Raw genomic sequence first — 17,127 nt, 5'->3', positions numbered from 1 at the left:
CGCGGCCCCCGCGAACGATACGACCGGGCCGGCGCGACCGGCCGGCGCATCGGCCGTCAGGCCCTCGGCCGGGATCATGGCAGCCGGAAAGTTGGGGGCTGATGTAGCATACGGGCACCATGCCTATAAACGTTCCCATAATCCTGACGTGGCTGCGCATCGCCATGATTCCGCTGGTGGTCGGCCTCTTCTACCTGCCCTCCGGCTGGATCGAGGAATCCAATCGCGACATGGTGGCCGCCGGCGCCTTCGTCGTCGCCGCGCTGACCGACTGGTTCGATGGCTGGCTGGCGCGCCGTTGGAACCAGACTTCGGCCTTCGGCGCCTTCCTGGATCCCGTCGCGGACAAGCTGATGGTCTGCGCGGCATTGATCGTGCTGCTGGACCTCGGGCGCGTCGATGCCTTCGTATCCCTCATCATCATCGGTCGCGAGATCACCATTTCCGCGCTGCGCGAGTGGATGGCGAAGATCGGCGCCAGCGCCAGCGTGGCCGTTCATCGGCTGGGCAAGTTCAAGACGGCGGCGCAGATGGTGGCGATTCCCTGCCTGCTGTATTACCAGCCGGTGCGCGGCATCAGCACCCAGGTGCTGGGCGGCATCCTCATCCTGATCGCCGCGGTGCTGACCGTGTGGTCCATGCTGTACTACCTGCAGCGCGCCTGGCCCGCCATACGCGAGAAGGGCCTGTAGGCCTGTCTGCCGGGCGAATTGCCGTCCCGGCATCCCGCCACGCCGGCGTCCTACTGGCGGGCGGTGCGGATGTCGGCCGGCGCGGCCATGCCCGGCGTCGCTCGCCAGGGATTGATATCCAGCCCTCCGCGGCGGGTATAGCGGGCGTAAACACATAATGCGGAAGGTGCGCAGGCAGCCATGATGTCCATGAACATGCGCTCGACGCAGTGTTCGTGGAATTCGGTGTGCTGCCGGAAGGACACGATATAGGACAGCAGGGCGGCCCGGTCTATCCTGCGTCCCCGATAGCTGATCTGCACGCCGCCCCAGTCGGGCTGCCCGGTGACCGGGCAATTTGACTTCAGCAGTTCGGAGGTGAGCGTTTCCTCGACGATGCCGGCATCGGGCGCACAGCGGAGCAGCGCCGAATCCGGGGTGTACCGGTCGATGTCGATGTCCAGATCGTCCAGCGTTTCGCCGGGGAGCACGCCGACGCGTGCGTCGGCGAAGCGGTCGGATGGCAACAGTTCCAGCCCGACAGGCGTGCCCACGGCAGCGCTGACATCCGCCACGACGCGTTCGATATAGGCCCTGGCATCCGGCAGGCGCGTCTGGTTCAGCGAATTCAGGTAGAGCTTGAACGACTTCGACTCCACGATGCGTGGACTGTCGGCGGGTACCGTAAACCGGCCCAGCGCGACCTGAGGCTTGCCGCGCGCGTTCAACCACGACAGCTCGTAGGCGTTCCAGATATCCTGGCCGGTGAAAGGCAAGGGTGTCGCGATGCCCAATGCGCCGCGGTTGGCGGCGCGGTCGATCGGAAACAGCAGTGTCGCGTCATAGTGATCGGGGTAGGCGACGTCATGCCCGAGGGGCGCGTTGGCGAGACTCATGGCGAGCACGGGTACACAAGTGCAAAACGTCATTTTAGGCCGGCTTTCCGCGTGGCAGCCGGGATTGTTCGGGCGTGTGGATATCTCATGTCGGCGTGCGCGAGCGCGGGCCGCCGCACCGTGACGGTTAGAATCGCCCCATTGCGCTTCACGAGAGACCGGTGTGGATTCCATTATTTCTGTCAGAGGCCTGTCCAAGACGTACGCGTCGGGCTTTCAGGCATTGAAGAATGTCGATCTCGATATACGTCGCGGCGAGATTTTTGCCCTCCTGGGGCCCAACGGCGCCGGCAAGACGACGCTGATCAGCATCATCTGCGGCATCGTGAACCCATCCCAGGGCACAGTGCTGGCCGACGGCCACGACATCATCCGCGATTACCGCGCCGCCCGCGCCAGCATAGGACTGGTGCCGCAGGAGCTGTCCACCGACGCCTTCGAAAGCGTCTGGAGCACAGTGACCTTCAGTCGCGGGTTGTTCGGCAAGCCGGCCAACCCCGCCCATATCGAGCGTGTGCTGCGCGACCTGTCGCTGTGGGAGAAGAAGGACTCGCGCATTATGGCCTTGTCCGGGGGCATGAAGCGGCGCGTCATGATTGCCAAGGCCTTGTCCCATGAGCCGACGATTCTGTTCCTGGACGAGCCGACGGCGGGCGTGGACGTGGAGTTGCGACGGGGCATGTGGGAAATGGTGCGCCGCCTGCGCGACCAGGGCGTCACCATCATCCTGACGACGCACTACATCGAGGAAGCCCAGGAAATGGCTGACCGGGTGGGGGTGATCCGCCAGGGCGAGATCATCCTCGTCGAGGAAAAGGACGCACTGATGAAAAAGCTGGGCAAGCGCCAGCTTACGCTGACCTTGAAGGCGGCCTTGCCGGTGCTGCCGCCCTCATTGGCCGGCTATCAGCTGGAACTGGCGGGCGCCGGGCACGAACTGGTCTACACCTACGATAACCAGGAGGGCGGATCGGACATTGCCACGCTGCTGCGCCGGCTGGACGAGGCGGGCATCGAATTCGTCGACCTGCGATCCTCCGAAAGCTCCCTGGAAGAAATCTTCGTCAGTCTGGTAAGCGCCCGATCATGAACATCTACGCCATCCGCGCCATCTATCTGTTCGAAATGCACCGCATGTGGCGCACCCTCATGCAAAGCGTGGCTTCGCCGGTCATTTCCACGGCCCTGTACTTCGTGGTCTTCGGGTCGGCGATAGGCTCGCACATGGTCAATATCGACGGGGTCAGCTACGGCGCCTTCATCGTGCCGGGCATGATCATGCTGGCCCTGCTGACGCAAAGCATCTCGAACGCGTCGTTCGGCATCTATATGCCGCGGTTCACCGGCACGATCTACGAGATCCATTCCGCGCCCATCTCCTATGTGGAGATCGTCATTGGCTATGTAGGCGCCGCCGCGTCCAAGTCCATCATCCTGGGCATCATCATGCTGGTCACGGCCCGCCTGTTCGTGCCGTTCGGCATCGCGCATCCGCTGTGGATGGTGGGCTTCCTGGTGCTGACATCAGTGACCTTCAGCCTGTTCGGCTTCATCATCGGCATCTGGGCCGACGGCTTCGAGAAACTGCAGGTGATCCCCTTGATGGTCGTCACCCCACTGACCTTCCTGGGCGGCAGCTTCTATTCCATCAACATGCTGCCCGATTTCTGGCGGGCGGTGACGCTGTTCAATCCCGTGGTCTACCTGGTCAGCGGTTTCCGCTGGAGCTTCTATGGCGTGGCCGACGTCAGCGTGGCGGTGAGCCTGGGCATGACGCTGCTGTTCCTGGTGGTATGCATGGCCGCGGTCCGCCGGATATTCCGGACAGGCTATCGCCTGAAGACATGAGTCCCTGAGTACGGGCATCGCGGCAGCGGCCGCAGCGCCGTCGGCGGGTATCGTCCGTAGCGGGGACGATACCCGCCTCCCCTCAATGCAGCGTTTCGATGGTCGCGTCGGCCTGTTCCGGGACTTTTTCGGTCGCCAGGGCCACCTTCAGCGCGTCCTCGACCCGATCCAGCAGTACGACCCTGAGCTTGTCCCGCGCCTCCTTCGGGACGTCGTCCAGGTCCTTTTCGTTGCGGCGCGGCAGCATCACGGTCGTAATGCCGGCGCGCAGCGCCGCCAGGGTCTTCTCCTTCACGCCGCCGATCGGCAGCACCAGCCCCCGCAAGCTGACCTCGCCGGTCATGGCGACCTCCGATCGCACCGGCGTTCCCTTCAGCAGCGACGCCAGGGCGACGAACATGGCCACGCCCGCGCTGGGCCCGTCCTTGGGCGTCGCGCCCGCCGGTACGTGGACGTGGATGTCCACTTTGTCCAGCGGGTCGCCGCTCCAGGTCTTGGCCAGCGTCAGCGCCGCCTGGGCCGATTCCTTCATGACATCGCCCAGTTGGCCGGTCAGGATCAGCCTGCCGCTGCCTGGCACCTTGCTCGCCTCGATGAAAAGGATATCGCCGCCCACCGGCGTCCAGGCCAGCCCCGTGGCGACACCCGGGACGCTGGTGCGCAAGGCGACCTCGTTCTCGAAGCGCCGCGGGCCCAGGGACTCCGCCAGGTCGTCCACTTCCACGTCGACGTTCTCGGACTTGCCTTCGGCGATCTGCATGGCCGCGTGTCGCAGGATGGAGCCGACTTCCCGCTCCAGGTTGCGTACGCCGGCCTCACGGGTGTAGTCGCGCACGATGGCGGCCAGCGCCGCATCGCTGATGCTGGCCTGCTCGGGGCGCAGGCCGTTCGCCTCCAACTGGCGCTTTACCAGGTAGCGGCGCGCGATCTGGATTTTTTCTTCCTCGGTGTAGCCGGGAAGCTGGATGATCTCCATACGGTCGCGCAGCGGCCCGGGGATGGTATCCAGCACATTGGCCGTGCAGATGAACATCACGCGCGACAGATCGAAATCCACGCCCAGGTAGTTGTCCCGGAATTTGTGGTTCTGTTCGGGATCCAGCACTTCCAGCAGCGCGCTGCCGGGATCGCCGTGGAAGCCGCCAGCACCCAGTTTGTCGATCTCGTCGAGCATCATCACGACGTTGTTGGTTCCGGCGCGCCGCATGGCCTGGATGATGTTGCCGGGCAAGGCGCCCAGGTAGGTGCGGCGGTGGCCACGGATTTCCGCTTCGTCATGCACACCGCCCAGCGCCACGCGCTGGAAGGCCCGCCCGGTCGCCCGTGCGATGGACTGCCCGAGCGAGGTCTTGCCGACGCCCGGAGGCCCGGAAAAGCACAGCACCGGGCTCTTGCCCTGGGGATTGAGCTTGCGCACGGCCAGGTATTCGAGGATGCGCCGCTTGATCTTTTCCAGGCCGAAGTGGTCTTCGTCCAGGATCTGCCGCGCTTGCGCGATGTCGATGGGCGGTTGCGGTTCCTGCTTCCAGGGCAACTCCGTAAGCCATTCCAGGTAAGTGCGGAGCATCGCGTACTCGCCGCCGCCTTCGCTCATGCGCTGCAGGCGCTTCAGCTCCTTGCGTGCGTTGCCCAGCACTTCCTCCGGCATGCCGGCGTTCTCGATGGCGTTCTTCAGTTCCTCGATCTCGGCCGCGGTATCGTCGCCTTCGCCCAGCTCTTTCTGGATCTGCCGCAGTTGCTCGCGCAGGACGTGTTCGCGTTGGCGTTCATCGAACTGCGCACGGGTCTTTTCGCCGATTTCGCGGCTGAGCTTCAGCACGTTGACGCGCGCCGACAGCAGCTCGATCACCTTGTCCAGGCGCCGCGCGAGGTCGAAGGTCTCCAGGATGTCCTGCTTTTCCGCGGGCTTTACATCGATGAGGTTGGCGACCATGTCCGACAGGACCCCGGGCGAGGAGATCCCTTGCACCACGGCGGCCAGTTCATCCGGCACGTGCGGCAACAGGCCGATGGCGGCGACGGCCTGCTCCTTCAACTGCAGGAAGCGCGCCTCGATCTGCGGATCGGTGTTTTCGGCTTGTTCCACCATGGCCACGCGCGCGACCATGTAGGGCCAGCCTTCCAGGAATTCCAGTACGCGGAAGCGGGACTGGCCTTGCACCACGATGTGGTGAGAGTCGTCCTGGCCGGTGATGTAGCGGACGATGGGGCCCTGCGTGCCGACCCAGTAGAGGTCGGACGGCCCGACCTCGGTCTTGGAAGCGTCGCGCTGAAGCAGGAAGCCAACCGGCAATTCGCTTTTGACGGCTTCCTGCGCGGCGCTCACGGAGCCCGGGCGCCGCACGGTGACGGGAGAGAGAACGCCGGGGAAAAGCACGGCGTCGCGCAGGGGGACGAGAATCATCGCGTCCTGCGGCAGGGGCTTGGTGGCGCGTTCGGTCTGGTCGCCCGCAGGCGCGGTGCCGCCGCTGGCGCGGGGCAGATCGTCGCCGGACCGCACTTGCATCGTGGGCCAAAGCTTCATGGCGTTTCCTTTCTTTTGCTAAGCGTCAATACGAGGCAGCCGTCGGACATCTCGGGCGTGTTCGGTTCGAGAGAGGCGAGCGGAAGGACGATTCTGCGTTCGAAGCGCCCATAGGGAATTTCGACGCGGTGGATGTGCGCCGCGCGGGCCGCGGGCAGGCGCCGCAGGCCGGCGACGGTGATGCCGTCCGTCTGGAACGTGACGGTGATGGCCGATGCGGGGACGCCCGGCAGTGCCACGTACACGATGATGGCCTCCGCCGTTTCAACGACGTCGATGGGTGGCTCCCAGCAGTGCGGGTCGGCGGCACAGGCACGGAAGAACTGCCGATGCAGGCGGTCGGCCTGTTCGAGCATGGACAGGGCGTCACCCCACATCCAGGATGTCAAGTCGCGTGATCTCATGGTGTTGCCTTCGGTATGCGGACTACATGGCGACGCCCGGTAGCGTTTCAAGGGCAGCGGCCGGGGAATGGACGCGCGGGGGTCGGGGCAGCATTTTGCGTACCGCTGCTGACCTGCGGCAACGGCGGCGATCGCGGCGACCGTGGCCCGCGCCGTGGGGAGGAGAGACGAGGCGTGCTTGCCGCGGCGCGGCGGCAGTCGAATGAGGGAGCGTGCGCGGCTTCGCGCTTCAGGCCGTGCGCAGCGGAGAAACCGGTGAGCGGCGGGGAAACCCCCGTTTCACGCGCCGGGTCTGCGGGCGCGCGAGGGGCGCAGCGTGTAATACACGATAACGACGAGCGGCACGGCCAGGGCCGCCCACGAGGCCCAATGCCAGACCTCGGTGCCAAGGAGAGCGGCCAGCAGGCCGAAGACGGTAAGCACTACCAGGACCAGTGGCGCGCGCCAAACGAACCAGAATTTGTAAGACCCCCACATGGTGGCGTCACCCTCGAAATATGATGGACGCCATTATATAGAATAGGAATCGTTATCAGTCTTCCGGCTTGCGGCGCCAGAACCACCAGATCACCGCCAGCACGCCGCCGGCCATCAGCAGGGTGCCCGCGGCCAGGTATACCGGGCGCGCGCGCGCCGCCATGTCCTGGTAGTGCCTCGCCGCCGTGGAGCTTACCCCGGTGGGCAGCCACAGGGGGTCGACGCCATAGGCGAAGGCAAAGACCGCGCCGCCCAGCAGCAGCAGGAACAGCGCTATCCAGCCCAATTCCGGGATGCGGCTTCCTCGCATGGACGGGGCCGCCTTGCGCGCCGGGGCCGCGGCGCCGGCTTTGCGGGCCGCCGCCGCTGTAGCTTTGTCGGCTTTTGCCTTAGCCGCTTTTACCTGCGCCTTGTCGGCCGCTTTCGATTTTGCCTCCGCCGGATCGGACGGGGGACGGGTAAGCCGTCCCACCAGGCCGGCCAGCACGCCAAAGCCCGCCAGGGCGCCGAAGATCGCCGCCGGCGACAGGGTATTGCCACCGGCCAGCCAGTGGGCGGTACCGCCGACGAGGGCGGAAGCCCCCAGCCCGTCGTACAAACGATGGCCCAGCCATAGCATGGCTGCCAGGGCGGCCACGACGATGGCCGCCACGCATGCCGCGCCCGCGATATCGCCCTTGCGCTCCTCTTCGAACGCGACGACGGCGATGCCCACCAAGCGCACGCATAGAAGCGTGGCGACGACGAGCACCGCCACCACCATCAGGGACAAAGAAAAACCGTAGAGAAAACGAGCCAGAACCAGGGCCATGTAAGCGTGGGGAATCCGAGCGGGGCAATGCGAAGGCGTGCAAGGTAGCATATCCGCCCCGCCACCCTGTTGCACAAGTGGGTCTAGAGGACGGTTGCCTGGTCTTCCGGCTTATGCAGCAAAAGGGCAGATGCGCCGCGGCTAGCGCGGCGGAAGGGCACGCGCCGGGTCCACCGGCTTGCCGCCCTGGCGCAGTTCGAAATACAGCTCCACTCGCTTGCTGTCCGAATTGCCCATTTCGGCGATTTTCTGGCCTTGCGTCACGCGCTGCCCCTGCTTGACGACCAAGGTGCGGTTATGCGCGTAGATCGTCAGGAAGTCGGACGAATGGCGGATGATGACCAGGTTGCCATAGCCGCGCAGGCCATTGCTGGCATAGGCGACGGTCCCCGCCGCGGCGGCGATCACGGGTGTGCCGGGGGCGTTCACGATACGCAGCCCGTGCGACGATGCGCCGAAGCGCTGCGCCACGGAGCCTTGCGCCGGCCAGATCAGCGCGATGCCGCGCAGCGGCGTTTTGTCGGCGGCAGCGGCGGCCGCCCCCTTGTCCGGCTCCGACTTTGCGCCGGAACGGGCCGGGGGCCGGGGCGTTGCCTTGGCGCTGCCTTCCGGCGGCTCCACGCGCAGCACCTGTCCGGCGTCGATATGGTTGGCGCTGTCCAGGTTGTTCCACCGCATCAGATTGCTCACGCTCTCGTTGTGGTCGCGCGCGATACGGGTCAGCGTATCGCCGGACTTGACGCGGTAGTAACCGGGTCCGACCCGGGGCGCGGCACACGCCGCCAGCAGGCATGCCAGGACGGCGCCGCAGGCGAGGCGCCTGAGGCGCCGGTGCGGAAGAATCCGGCCATGGCCGGCAAAGGACGTGGAGGCTTCGGAAGTCGCGGGTACTGGCACTGGCAAAAGCGGGTTTCAGGGTGGAGTGCGGGGGACGCCTTGATGGCGTCCCCGCGAAGGGTACCAAGAAACGCCGCGCTTCGCCGTGGTTCAGCCCATCTCCACCGGCACGAAGATCTTGTCGCCGCCGCGCTGGACCAGCAGGGCCGCGGTCTTGCCGGCTTTGGCGATGGCGCTGCGGACTTCGCCCACCGTGCGGGTCGGGACGCCATTGACGGACAGGATGACGTCGCCCGCCTGGATGCCTGCCTTGGCTGCGGGACCCTCGGCCTGCTGGACCAGCAAGCCCGGCGTGCCGGCCTGCGCCTGCTCATCCGGCGTCAGCGGCCGCAGTGCCAGGCCGAGTCGCGGATGCTGCTGGCCCGGGCTGTCGTCGGATGCGAGGGTTTCCTGCTTGCCGTAGGTGCCCAGCGTGGCCGTCAACTGCTCCGGCTTGCCGTCGCGCCACACATCCAGCTTCACCCGCTGCCCCGGCGAAGCCAGGCTGATGACCGAGGACAAATCGCCCGAAGAGATGATGGGGCGGCCGTCGATGGCGCGGATCACGTCGCCGGATTTGAGGCCCGCCTTATCGGCCGCGCTGCCTTTCTGGACGCTGGCGATCAGCGCGCCGGTCGGGCTATCGAGCTTGAACGAATTGGCCAGGTCCTGGTTCACTTCCTGCGCGGTGACGCCCAGCATGGCATGGGTCACCTTGCCATGGGCCACGATTTCATCCTTGATCTTGTTTGCCACGTCGATGGGGATGGCGAACGACAAGCCCTGGTAGCCGCCCGTGCGGGTATAGATCTGCGAATTGATGCCGACCACTTCACCACGGGCATTGAACAGCGGCCCGCCCGAATTGCCGGGATTGACGGCGACATCGGTCTGGATGAAAGGCACCGACGTATCGTCCGGCAGGGAGCGGCCCTTCGCGCTGACGATGCCCGCCGTGGCGGTGTTCTCCAGCCCGTAGGGCGAACCGATGGCCAGCACCCAGTCCCCCACCTGCAAGGCGTTCACGTCGCCCATGCGCACGACGGGCAGGTTGGAGGCGTTGATCTTGATGACGGCGACGTCCGTCATGGGGTCGCTGCCCAGCACTTTGGCGCGGTACTCGCGGCGGTCGGTCAGCTTGACGGTGACTTCCTTGGCGCCCTGGACGACGTGGGCATTGGTCAGGATGATGCCGTCCGGGCTCACGATGAAGCCCGATCCTTCGCCGCGGGTGGGCACCTCGCGCATCTGCCCCGGCGCCATCTGGCCGGGGATGCCGAAGAATTGCGCGAAGGGGTCTTCGTCGGACAGCGACACCTTCTTGGTCCCCGTCACGCTGATGTTCACGACGGCGGGGCCGTATTGGCGCGTGATCTGCGCGAAGCTCGGCAGCACGGCGGCACCGACGCCCGGCTGCGCCTGCTGGATCAGGGTCGGGGCGGGCGCGCTCTGCGCATGGCTCGTATCGATGGCGGCCGTGGCGGCGGCGCCGCCGATCGCGCCGGCGGCCAGCAGGGCCATGGTCAGGCGGGTAGGGGATAAGGCGGTATTCTTCATCAGGGTCCTCGACAGGCGGTTTGAACACGGCGCCATATTGCGGCCGGACCCTTAGGCGAAACTTAAGACCCGCATTTATCTGCGCTCGCCGGTACGGCGGCCCTCAAGCCTCCTCGGGAAACGCCACGCGCACGCGCAGCCCGCCCAGCGTGGGCGCGTCTTCCAGCGCCACCGTGGCGCCATGGCGGCGCGCCACGGCCTGGACGATGGACAAGCCCAGGCCGCTGCCCACGGCGTCGTGGTTCTGGGCCCGGTAGAAGCGATCGAAGACCCGCTGCCGTTCCGCGGGCGGAATGCCGGGGCCGTTGTCGTCGACGATCAGCGTGACGCTGTGGCCATGCGTTTCGATGGCCACGTCGATGCGGCCGTGTGCGGGCGCGTATTTCACGGCGTTGTCCAGCAGGTTGCGCGCCAGCAGCGATAGCGCGTCCGGATCGGCGCGCACCCAGGCCTGCGTAGCGCCCTCCATGCCGATGTCCATCGATTTGGCGTTGGCTTCGGGCAATATGTCCGAGATGGCCTGACGCATCAATTGCACCAGTTCCACCCGCTGGGGCGGCGCCTGCGTGGCGGCCGCGTCGTGGCGCGCCATGGACAGCAACTGCTCGATGAGCCGCGAGGCCCGTTCGATGCCGGCAGCGAGCCGCTCCACGGCGATACGGTGGCCCGCCTCGTCGCTGGGCCGCTGCAAGGCCTGCAATTGCAGGCGCAGCGCGGCCAGCGGCGAGCGCAGTTCATGCGCGGCGTCGCCGACGAAACGTTTTTGCGCGGCGAAGGCCTCGCGCGTCCGCTCCAGCAGCAGGTTGAGTTCCTCGACCAGCGGGCGGATTTCGTCGGGCAGGCCGGATTCGGCCACGGGGGAAAGCGCCTCGGGCTGGCGCGCCGCGAGTTCGGCGCGGATGCGTTCCACGGGGCGCAGCGACGCGCTGACCACCCACCACACGACCAGCATCAGCAAGGGCGCCGCGGCGGCGATCGGCCCCACGCTGCGTAGCGCCAGCGCCCGCGCAGTCTCCTGCCGAACGCTGACATCCTGCGCCACCTGCGTCACCTGGAAGGGAGTGGCCAGGGCATAGACGCGATAAGTCGACGTGTCGACCTTCACCGTGGAAAAGCCGAGCACGACGGGGTCGGGCAAGAGCTTGCCCGATGCGGACTTGAACAGCCGTGCCCCGTCGGCCGTCCAGATCTGGATGATCAGGTCGTCCGCGGGCGCCTGGTTGGGGCCGGCCGACGGCACGGCGCTCAGCAATCCGTCGCCGGTGGTCAGCGACGCGGCCGTGCGTTGCAATTGCGTGTCGAAGATTTCGTCCGTCTGCTGCAGCGTGCTGCGGTAAGCGACGATGCCTTGTACCAGCGCCGCCAGCAGGATGGACGCGAACAGGAAGAAGATCAGCCGCGCACGCAGGGAAGCGCCGAACGGAATATTCATGTCTTGGGAATGACGTAGCCGACCCCACGCACGTTCTGGATAAAGCGCTGGCCGAGTTTTTTGCGTAACCCGTGAATATAGACCTCGACGGCGTTGCTGCTGATTTCTTCCTGCCAGCTGTACAGTTTTTCTTCCAATTGCGCCCGCGAAAGAATCATGCCGGGACGCGCGATCAGCGGTTCGAGTACCGCCCACTCGCGCGCCGTGAGGGTCACGGGTTCGCCGTTCACGCGGGCGGAACGGTCATGCGGGTCGATGCTGACGCCGGCATGCTCGAACACCGGCTCGGCGCGCCCGGCGCTGCGCCGGATCAGCGCGCGCATGCGCGCCAATAGTTCGTGCATGTCGTAAGGTTTGATGACGTAGTCGTCCGCGCCGGCGTCGAGTCCGGCAATGCGGTCGGCAACGGCATCGCGCGCGGTCGCGATCAGTACCGGGGTACGGTTGCGGCGCGTGCGCAGGTCGCGCAGCAATTGCAGTCCGTCGCCATCCGGCAGTCCAAGGTCGAGCAGGACGAGATCATACGGGCCCGTGCGCAGCGCCAGGTCGGCGCCCTTGGCATGCTTTTCCCAATCCACCGCGTAGTTTTCGGCGCGCAGGCCGTCGAACACGCTCTCGCCGATCATCCTGTCGTCTTCCACCAAAAGAATACGCATGCGATTCCTCCTTCCGCGACCCATGGCGTTGGAGCCTGGCCGGGGTCCTAAGTTCCGGTGCGTAGGATCGCATAAGGGGTCTGTTCTCGTTTTGTAACGTCCCGAAGCGGCTTTTCGTTACACCCGTGCGCTATAACGTTACGGTCATATCCTGCGAACGAGCAGGCGAGAGATGAATAGCGTGGATCGCACTTCCATACCCGTCACAACGGAAAACCTGGACAAGCATGCATTGTTGTTCGACCTGGACGGAACGCTGGCGCCCATCGCCGCGACGCCGCAGCAGGCGCACGTGCCCGCCGAGACGTTGCAGGTCCTGGGGCGACTGCATAAGCGCGCCGGCGGCGCGCTGGCGATCGTATCGGGGCGTCCCCTGGCGCAGATCGACAGCCTGGTCCACCCGCTGGTCCTGTGCGGCGCGGGCCTGCATGGCGCGCAGTGGCGCGAGCCGGACGGCAAGATACATGAACTGCCGGTCGACACCGGCGCGGTGGCATCCATGGTGCAAAGCCTGAGTCCCATGGTGGAACGGTGGCCGGGACTGCAACTGGAACACAAAGGGCTGTCGTTGGCGCTGCACTATCGGAACGCGCCGGACCACGAACACGATGTACGCATTGCGGCCGAATCGGCAGTCCAGTCCCATGCCGACCGTTTCGTGCTGCAGCCAGGGAAGATGGTCGTGGAAATAAAGCCGCGCCAGGCGAGCAAGGCAGCGGCCATCAACCGGCTGATGGGATTGGCGCCTTTTGCCGGACGTGTGCCCTTGTTCGCCGGGGATGACCTGACGGACGAGGCCGGCTTCCAGGCCGTCAAGGCGCTCGGGGGCGTCACGATCAAGATAGGAGAAGGCGACACCGCCGCGGACTTCCGGCTGCCCACGCCCGCCGCATTGGCCAGCTGGCTGGCGCTTTTATGAGCGTGCGCGTGACCGAGGCGGAAAGGGGCCGCCGGATTGCCTTGGCAATCGCCGGGATGCGCGTGAAACAAAACCAAAACCAAGGAGGTCGGCCATGAGCAGACTCATCGTTGTGTCGAACCGCGTCGCCCCGATTGCGGAAGGCAAGCCCACCGCAGGCGGACTGGCCGTAGGCGTATTCGACGCGCTGAAGCAAACGGGTGGCGTCTGGTTCGGATGGAGCGGCGACATCGTCGATGGTTCCATCTCGCCGGAAGAAATCCACAGCGAAACGCGCGACAACATCACCTATGCCACGGTCGCCCTGTCCCGCACCGACTACGACCAGTATTACCGCGGTTTTTCCAACGGCACGCTATGGCCGATCTTTCATTACCGGCCAGACCTGAGCCGCTACGACCGGCGCGAGTATGCCGGCTACTGCCGCGTCAACCACTGGCTGGTCGCGCGCCTCAAGCCGCTGCTGCGCCCGGATGACCGCCTGTGGATACACGATTACCACCTGCTGCCTTTCGCGCGCGCCTGCCGCGAGGCGGGCATCGAAAATCGCATCGGCTTCTTCCTGCACATTCCTTTTCCCGCCGACTCCGTGATGGCGACCGTGCCGCCGCATCGGGAATTGATGGAAGCCATGTGCGCCTATGACCTGGTGGGTTTCCAGACCGATGCGGACCGCCGCGCCTTCATGGACTATGTGTGCCGCCGCCTGGGCGCCGCGCGGCGGGGGGACCGGCAAGTGGAACTGGCGGGGCATCGTATCGGCGTCGGGGTGTACCCCATCGGCATCTATCCCGATGAAATCCAGCAACTGTCGCTCAAGCACAGCCGCTCGCGCCAGATCACCAACCTCAAGCAGGGCTTGCAGCAACGGCGCCTGATGGTCAGTGTGGACCGCCTGGACTACAGCAAGGGCCTGGTCGAGCGCTTCACTGCCTTCGAGCGCCTGCTGGAAATGACGCCCGCGCACCGCGGGCAGGTGACGTTCGTGCAGATCGCGCCGCCTTCGCGTTCCGATGTGGAGCAGTACCGGCAGATCCGCCGCCAGCTGGAAAGCGCGGCGGGCCGCATCAATGGCCGCTGGTCCGACCTGTCCTGGACGCCGCTGCGCTACATCAACAAGTCGTACGACCGCTCCATGCTGATGTCCCTGTTCCGCGCCTCGCAGGTGGGGTATGTGACGCCGCTGCGCGATGGCATGAACCTGGTCGCCAAGGAATATGTCGCGGCACAACCGCCCCACGATCCCGGCGTGCTGGTGCTGTCGGAATTCGCCGGGGCGGCCGAAGAACTCGGGGACGGCGCGTTGCTGGTCAATCCCTACGACCCGGACGGCATGGCCGAAACGCTGGACCGGGCGCTGACCATGCCCCTGCCGGAACGGCTGGCCCGCTATCGCGTCATGTTGGCGCGCTTGAACGACAACAACCTGTCGCGCTGGCGCGATCGTTTCCTGAACGATCTGCAAGGCGACGCGATGGCCCCTGAAGTGCGCCCTGACGTGGCGGCCTGACTTGTCGACTTGACGGCGCCTCCGCCAGCGACTTCTTTAACGCCGATGCGCCGAAATGGTGTAGCGTTCCAGGCGCGCACGCGCCATGGCCTTGCGCACTTCTTGCACCGAATCGGCGAATTCATCGATGAAATCGAACAGGCCTTCCACGGAGTGGTACAGGAAAGCGGCGGCCGGCGCGGCCACGCGGCGGTGCGCAAAGCGCGCGGTCGTACGGGCGCGCTGCTTGAGCGCGACACCGTTCGGATGGGAAAGCGTAGCGATGGCAGCCAGGCGGCGGGGACCCATGGTGCGACTCCTGTCAAAGGCAAAACGAAGGGGGATGCGACCATGATAGGCACTGGTTTTGACGCGCCGCAACATTATTCTGGCGGGTGCTGGAATCCGGTTGCAAATAAGCGTCGAATTGCTTTTTCGCGGTGCACGTGGGCCAGGAAAAACACCGCAATGGTGCATTGCAGCGAGGTGAGCGTACCGACGGGGCCTGCGGCATGACGGCCGCCCTGGATGCCGGCGGGGCCCGCGACGTCCCGGTCGCCTGGAACGAGTGGCTGGAGGCCGATGGCCAGGGCGGTTTCGCCTCCGGCACGGCCAGTGGACTGCGGACCCGCCGCTATAACGCCTTGCTGCTTTGTGCCACCCAACCCCCCGCCGGACGAGTGGTGCTGGTGAACGGGGTCGAGGCCTGGATCGAGACAGCGGGACGGCGGCAGGCCCTGACCCGCCAGTGCTACGCGCCCGACCTCATCGTTCCCGCCGACGCGGCGCGTTGCGTGTCTTTCGATCTCCACCCCTGGCCGACGTGGCGGCTGGCGCTGGACGACGGCCGGGTCGTGCGCATGGCATGTGTCGTCGCCAAGGATACCGCCGAAACGGTGCTGCGCTGGGAGCTGGAGCCGGGTCCAGGGGCGGCCGCCGTGCAGGCAGGCCTGACGCTGCGGGTGCGCCCGCTGTTGTCGGGACGGGACTATCACGCCTTGCATCGCGAAAACAATGTCTTCGATTTCAACGCGCAGGTAGACGGACAGCAGGTCCGCTGGCGCCCTTATGGGGGGCTGCCGGCAATCGTGGCACGCACCAATGGACGCTATACCCAGGAACCGGACTGGTATCGCAACTTCTGCTATGTGCGCGAACGCGAGCGCGGGCTCGACGATATCGAGGACCTGGCGACGCCGGGCGTGTTCGCCTTCGACCTTGCTGCCGCGCCCGCCGTCATGGTGCTCCACGCGGAGGACGGGAGGCGTGCGTCCGCCGCGCTCGACAAGGGCGGGCAGGCCGGCCCCGATACCGCACCGGCTGAAGACGCGCTGTTGTTGGCGACCCGCCGCATGGCGGCGGAAGCGGCTCGGCGTGCGGCCTTTGCCAGTCGGCTCCATCGGTCGGCAGACGCTTATGTCGTCTCGCGCGATAAAGGGCTGACCTTGCTGGCCGGCTTCCCCTGGTTCACGGACTGGGGCCGCGATACCTTCATCGCGCTGCGCGGCCTGTTGCTGGCGACGGGCCGGCTGAAGGAAGCGCGCGATATCCTGCTGGCGTGGGTGCCATATCTGTCCGAGGGCATGCTGCCGAACCGCTTTCCGGACGACGGCGGCGCGCCGGCGTACAACGCCGTGGATTCCGCGCTGTGGTTCATCGTATCGGCGCACGAGTACCTGGCCACCGGGCATGCCGGCCCGGAGGACAGCGCGCGCCTGCAGGACGCCTGCGATGCCATTCTGGCGGGCTATGCCGCGGGCACGCGCCATGGCATACGGGCCGATGCCGACGGCCTGCTGAGCGCGGGATGCCCGGGCCTGCAGTTGACCTGGATGGATGCCAAGGTGGGCGATTGGGTGGTGACCCCGCGCATCGGCAAGCCGGTGGAGGTGCAGGCGCTGTGGATCAACGCCTTGCGTATCGGCCAGGCATGGAACAGCGGCTGGCGAGCGTTGGAGCAGCGCGCCACCGCGGCCTTCCTCCAGCGCTTTCCCAAGCCCGACGGCAGCGGCCTCTACGACGTGGTCGACGCGGACCATGAGCCCGGCCGCGCTGACGGCAGCATCCGGCCCAACCAGATCTTCGCCGTGGGGGGGCTGCCGCACGCCGTGCTGGCCGGCCCCTTGGCGCGCGCCGTCCTGGCGCAGGTCGAGCGAGAGCTCTGGACGCCCCTGGGCTTGCGCACGCTGGCGCCGGGCGATCCCGGGTATATCGGGCACTACCGCGGCGGACCTCTCGAACGGGATGCGGCATATCACCAGGGCACCGCCTGGCCGTGGCTGCTGGGCTCCTTCCTGCAGGCGTGGTTGCGCGTGCGGCGCAAGGAGGGCAACCTGGATGCCACCGCGTTGGCTCGGGCGCGCGAGCGCTTTCTGGCGCCGCTGCTGCGGCATCTGGACCAGGCCGGCCTGGACCACGTTTCAGAGGTGGTCGACGGCGATGCGCCGCACCGTTGCGGCGGTACGCCGTTCCAGGCCTGGTCGGTGGGTGAATGCCTGCGTATGCAGGCCATGCTCGATGAACTTGAGGGCGCCGCCGCCGGAGCGGAGTAAATTCACGGTTTTCCT

The 17,127-nt window shown here is 66.3% G+C and carries 16 protein-coding genes; 6 read left to right on the top strand and 10 right to left on the bottom strand.

Annotation, left to right across the window (positions count from 1 at the left end):
• Positions 1–119 precede the first annotated feature (119 nt).
• Positions 120–692, top strand: coding sequence for a CDP-diacylglycerol--glycerol-3-phosphate 3-phosphatidyltransferase (pgsA, locus tag BAU07_RS17705; protein WP_066660221.1), 573 nt, complete (start codon positions 120–122; stop codon positions 690–692).
• A gap of 50 nt (positions 693–742) precedes the next feature.
• Here pgsA and queF read toward each other — a convergent pair whose 3' ends face one another.
• Positions 743–1,567, bottom strand: coding sequence for an NADPH-dependent 7-cyano-7-deazaguanine reductase QueF (gene queF, locus BAU07_RS17700; RefSeq protein ID WP_066660218.1), 825 nt, complete (start codon positions 1,565–1,567; stop codon positions 743–745).
• 163 nt (positions 1,568–1,730) lie between these two features.
• Here queF and BAU07_RS17695 point away from each other — a divergent pair, with 163 nt between their 5' ends.
• Complete coding sequence (locus BAU07_RS17695; RefSeq protein WP_066660215.1) at positions 1,731–2,657, top strand: ABC transporter ATP-binding protein; 927 nt, start codon at positions 1,731–1,733, stop codon at positions 2,655–2,657.
• The gene (locus tag BAU07_RS17690; protein WP_066660212.1) at positions 2,654–3,415 is read left to right on the top strand and encodes an ABC transporter permease; all 762 of its coding nucleotides are present in this window, start codon (positions 2,654–2,656) and stop codon (positions 3,413–3,415) included. The genes BAU07_RS17695 and BAU07_RS17690 overlap by 4 nt, the downstream gene beginning before the upstream one ends.
• A gap of 82 nt (positions 3,416–3,497) precedes the next feature.
• Here BAU07_RS17690 and lon read toward each other — a convergent pair whose 3' ends face one another.
• The 8 genes from lon to BAU07_RS17650 all read right to left on the bottom strand — a co-directional run bounded on the left by lon (position 3,498) and on the right by BAU07_RS17650 (position 12,152).
• Entirely contained in the window at positions 3,498–5,819 is a 2,322-nt protein-coding gene (lon, locus tag BAU07_RS17685) for an endopeptidase La (RefSeq protein ID WP_232338354.1), read from the bottom strand.
• Positions 5,820–5,935: 116 nt separating this feature from the next.
• A complete protein-coding gene (locus BAU07_RS17680; protein ID WP_066660206.1) occupies positions 5,936–6,343 on the bottom strand; it encodes an Hsp20/alpha crystallin family protein in 408 nt (135 codons plus the stop codon).
• Between the two features lie 279 nt (positions 6,344–6,622).
• Positions 6,623–6,820, bottom strand: coding sequence for a hypothetical protein (locus tag BAU07_RS17675; protein WP_066660203.1), 198 nt, complete (start codon positions 6,818–6,820; stop codon positions 6,623–6,625).
• 55 nt (positions 6,821–6,875) lie between these two features.
• A complete protein-coding gene (locus tag BAU07_RS17670) occupies positions 6,876–7,631 on the bottom strand; it encodes a hypothetical protein (protein ID WP_066660200.1) in 756 nt (251 codons plus the stop codon).
• Between the two features lie 141 nt (positions 7,632–7,772).
• Positions 7,773–8,528, bottom strand: a complete 756-nt coding sequence (locus tag BAU07_RS17665) for a peptidoglycan DD-metalloendopeptidase family protein (protein WP_084025843.1) — start codon at positions 8,526–8,528, stop codon at positions 7,773–7,775.
• 90 nt (positions 8,529–8,618) lie between these two features.
• Positions 8,619–10,064, bottom strand: a complete 1,446-nt coding sequence (locus tag BAU07_RS17660) for a DegQ family serine endoprotease (protein ID WP_066660198.1) — start codon at positions 10,062–10,064, stop codon at positions 8,619–8,621.
• A gap of 103 nt (positions 10,065–10,167) precedes the next feature.
• Positions 10,168–11,496, bottom strand: a complete 1,329-nt coding sequence (locus tag BAU07_RS17655) for an ATP-binding protein (protein ID WP_066660196.1) — start codon at positions 11,494–11,496, stop codon at positions 10,168–10,170.
• Complete coding sequence (locus tag BAU07_RS17650) at positions 11,493–12,152, bottom strand: response regulator (RefSeq protein ID WP_066660194.1); 660 nt, start codon at positions 12,150–12,152, stop codon at positions 11,493–11,495. The genes BAU07_RS17655 and BAU07_RS17650 overlap by 4 nt, the downstream gene beginning before the upstream one ends.
• A gap of 172 nt (positions 12,153–12,324) precedes the next feature.
• On the opposite strand from BAU07_RS17650, the gene otsB reads away from it, so the two are divergent.
• Positions 12,325–13,071 (top strand): trehalose-phosphatase, encoded by a 747-nt coding sequence (gene otsB / locus BAU07_RS17645; RefSeq protein ID WP_066660192.1) that lies wholly within the window; start codon positions 12,325–12,327, stop codon positions 13,069–13,071.
• Between the two features lie 94 nt (positions 13,072–13,165).
• Positions 13,166–14,581: an alpha,alpha-trehalose-phosphate synthase (UDP-forming) gene (gene otsA, locus BAU07_RS17640; protein ID WP_066660182.1), complete on the top strand. Its 1,416-nt coding sequence runs from the start codon at positions 13,166–13,168 to the stop codon at positions 14,579–14,581.
• 36 nt (positions 14,582–14,617) lie between these two features.
• Here otsA and BAU07_RS17635 read toward each other — a convergent pair whose 3' ends face one another.
• Positions 14,618–14,869: a hypothetical protein gene (locus BAU07_RS17635; RefSeq protein WP_066660179.1), complete on the bottom strand. Its 252-nt coding sequence runs from the start codon at positions 14,867–14,869 to the stop codon at positions 14,618–14,620.
• A 203-nt stretch (positions 14,870–15,072) separates the two neighbouring features.
• Between BAU07_RS17635 and BAU07_RS17630 the strand changes: the two genes are divergently transcribed.
• Positions 15,073–17,112 carry an amylo-alpha-1,6-glucosidase gene (locus tag BAU07_RS17630; protein ID WP_066660177.1) on the top strand — a complete coding sequence of 680 codons (2,040 nt, stop codon included), beginning with the start codon at positions 15,073–15,075 and terminating at the stop codon, positions 17,110–17,112.
• Positions 17,113–17,127 lie beyond the last annotated feature (15 nt).

It is taken from the genome of Bordetella flabilis (assembly GCF_001676725.1).
Taxonomy (GTDB): Bacteria; Pseudomonadota; Gammaproteobacteria; order Burkholderiales; family Burkholderiaceae_B; genus Bordetella_C; species Bordetella_C flabilis.
This window is presented reverse-complemented; position numbering and strand designations above follow the sequence as displayed.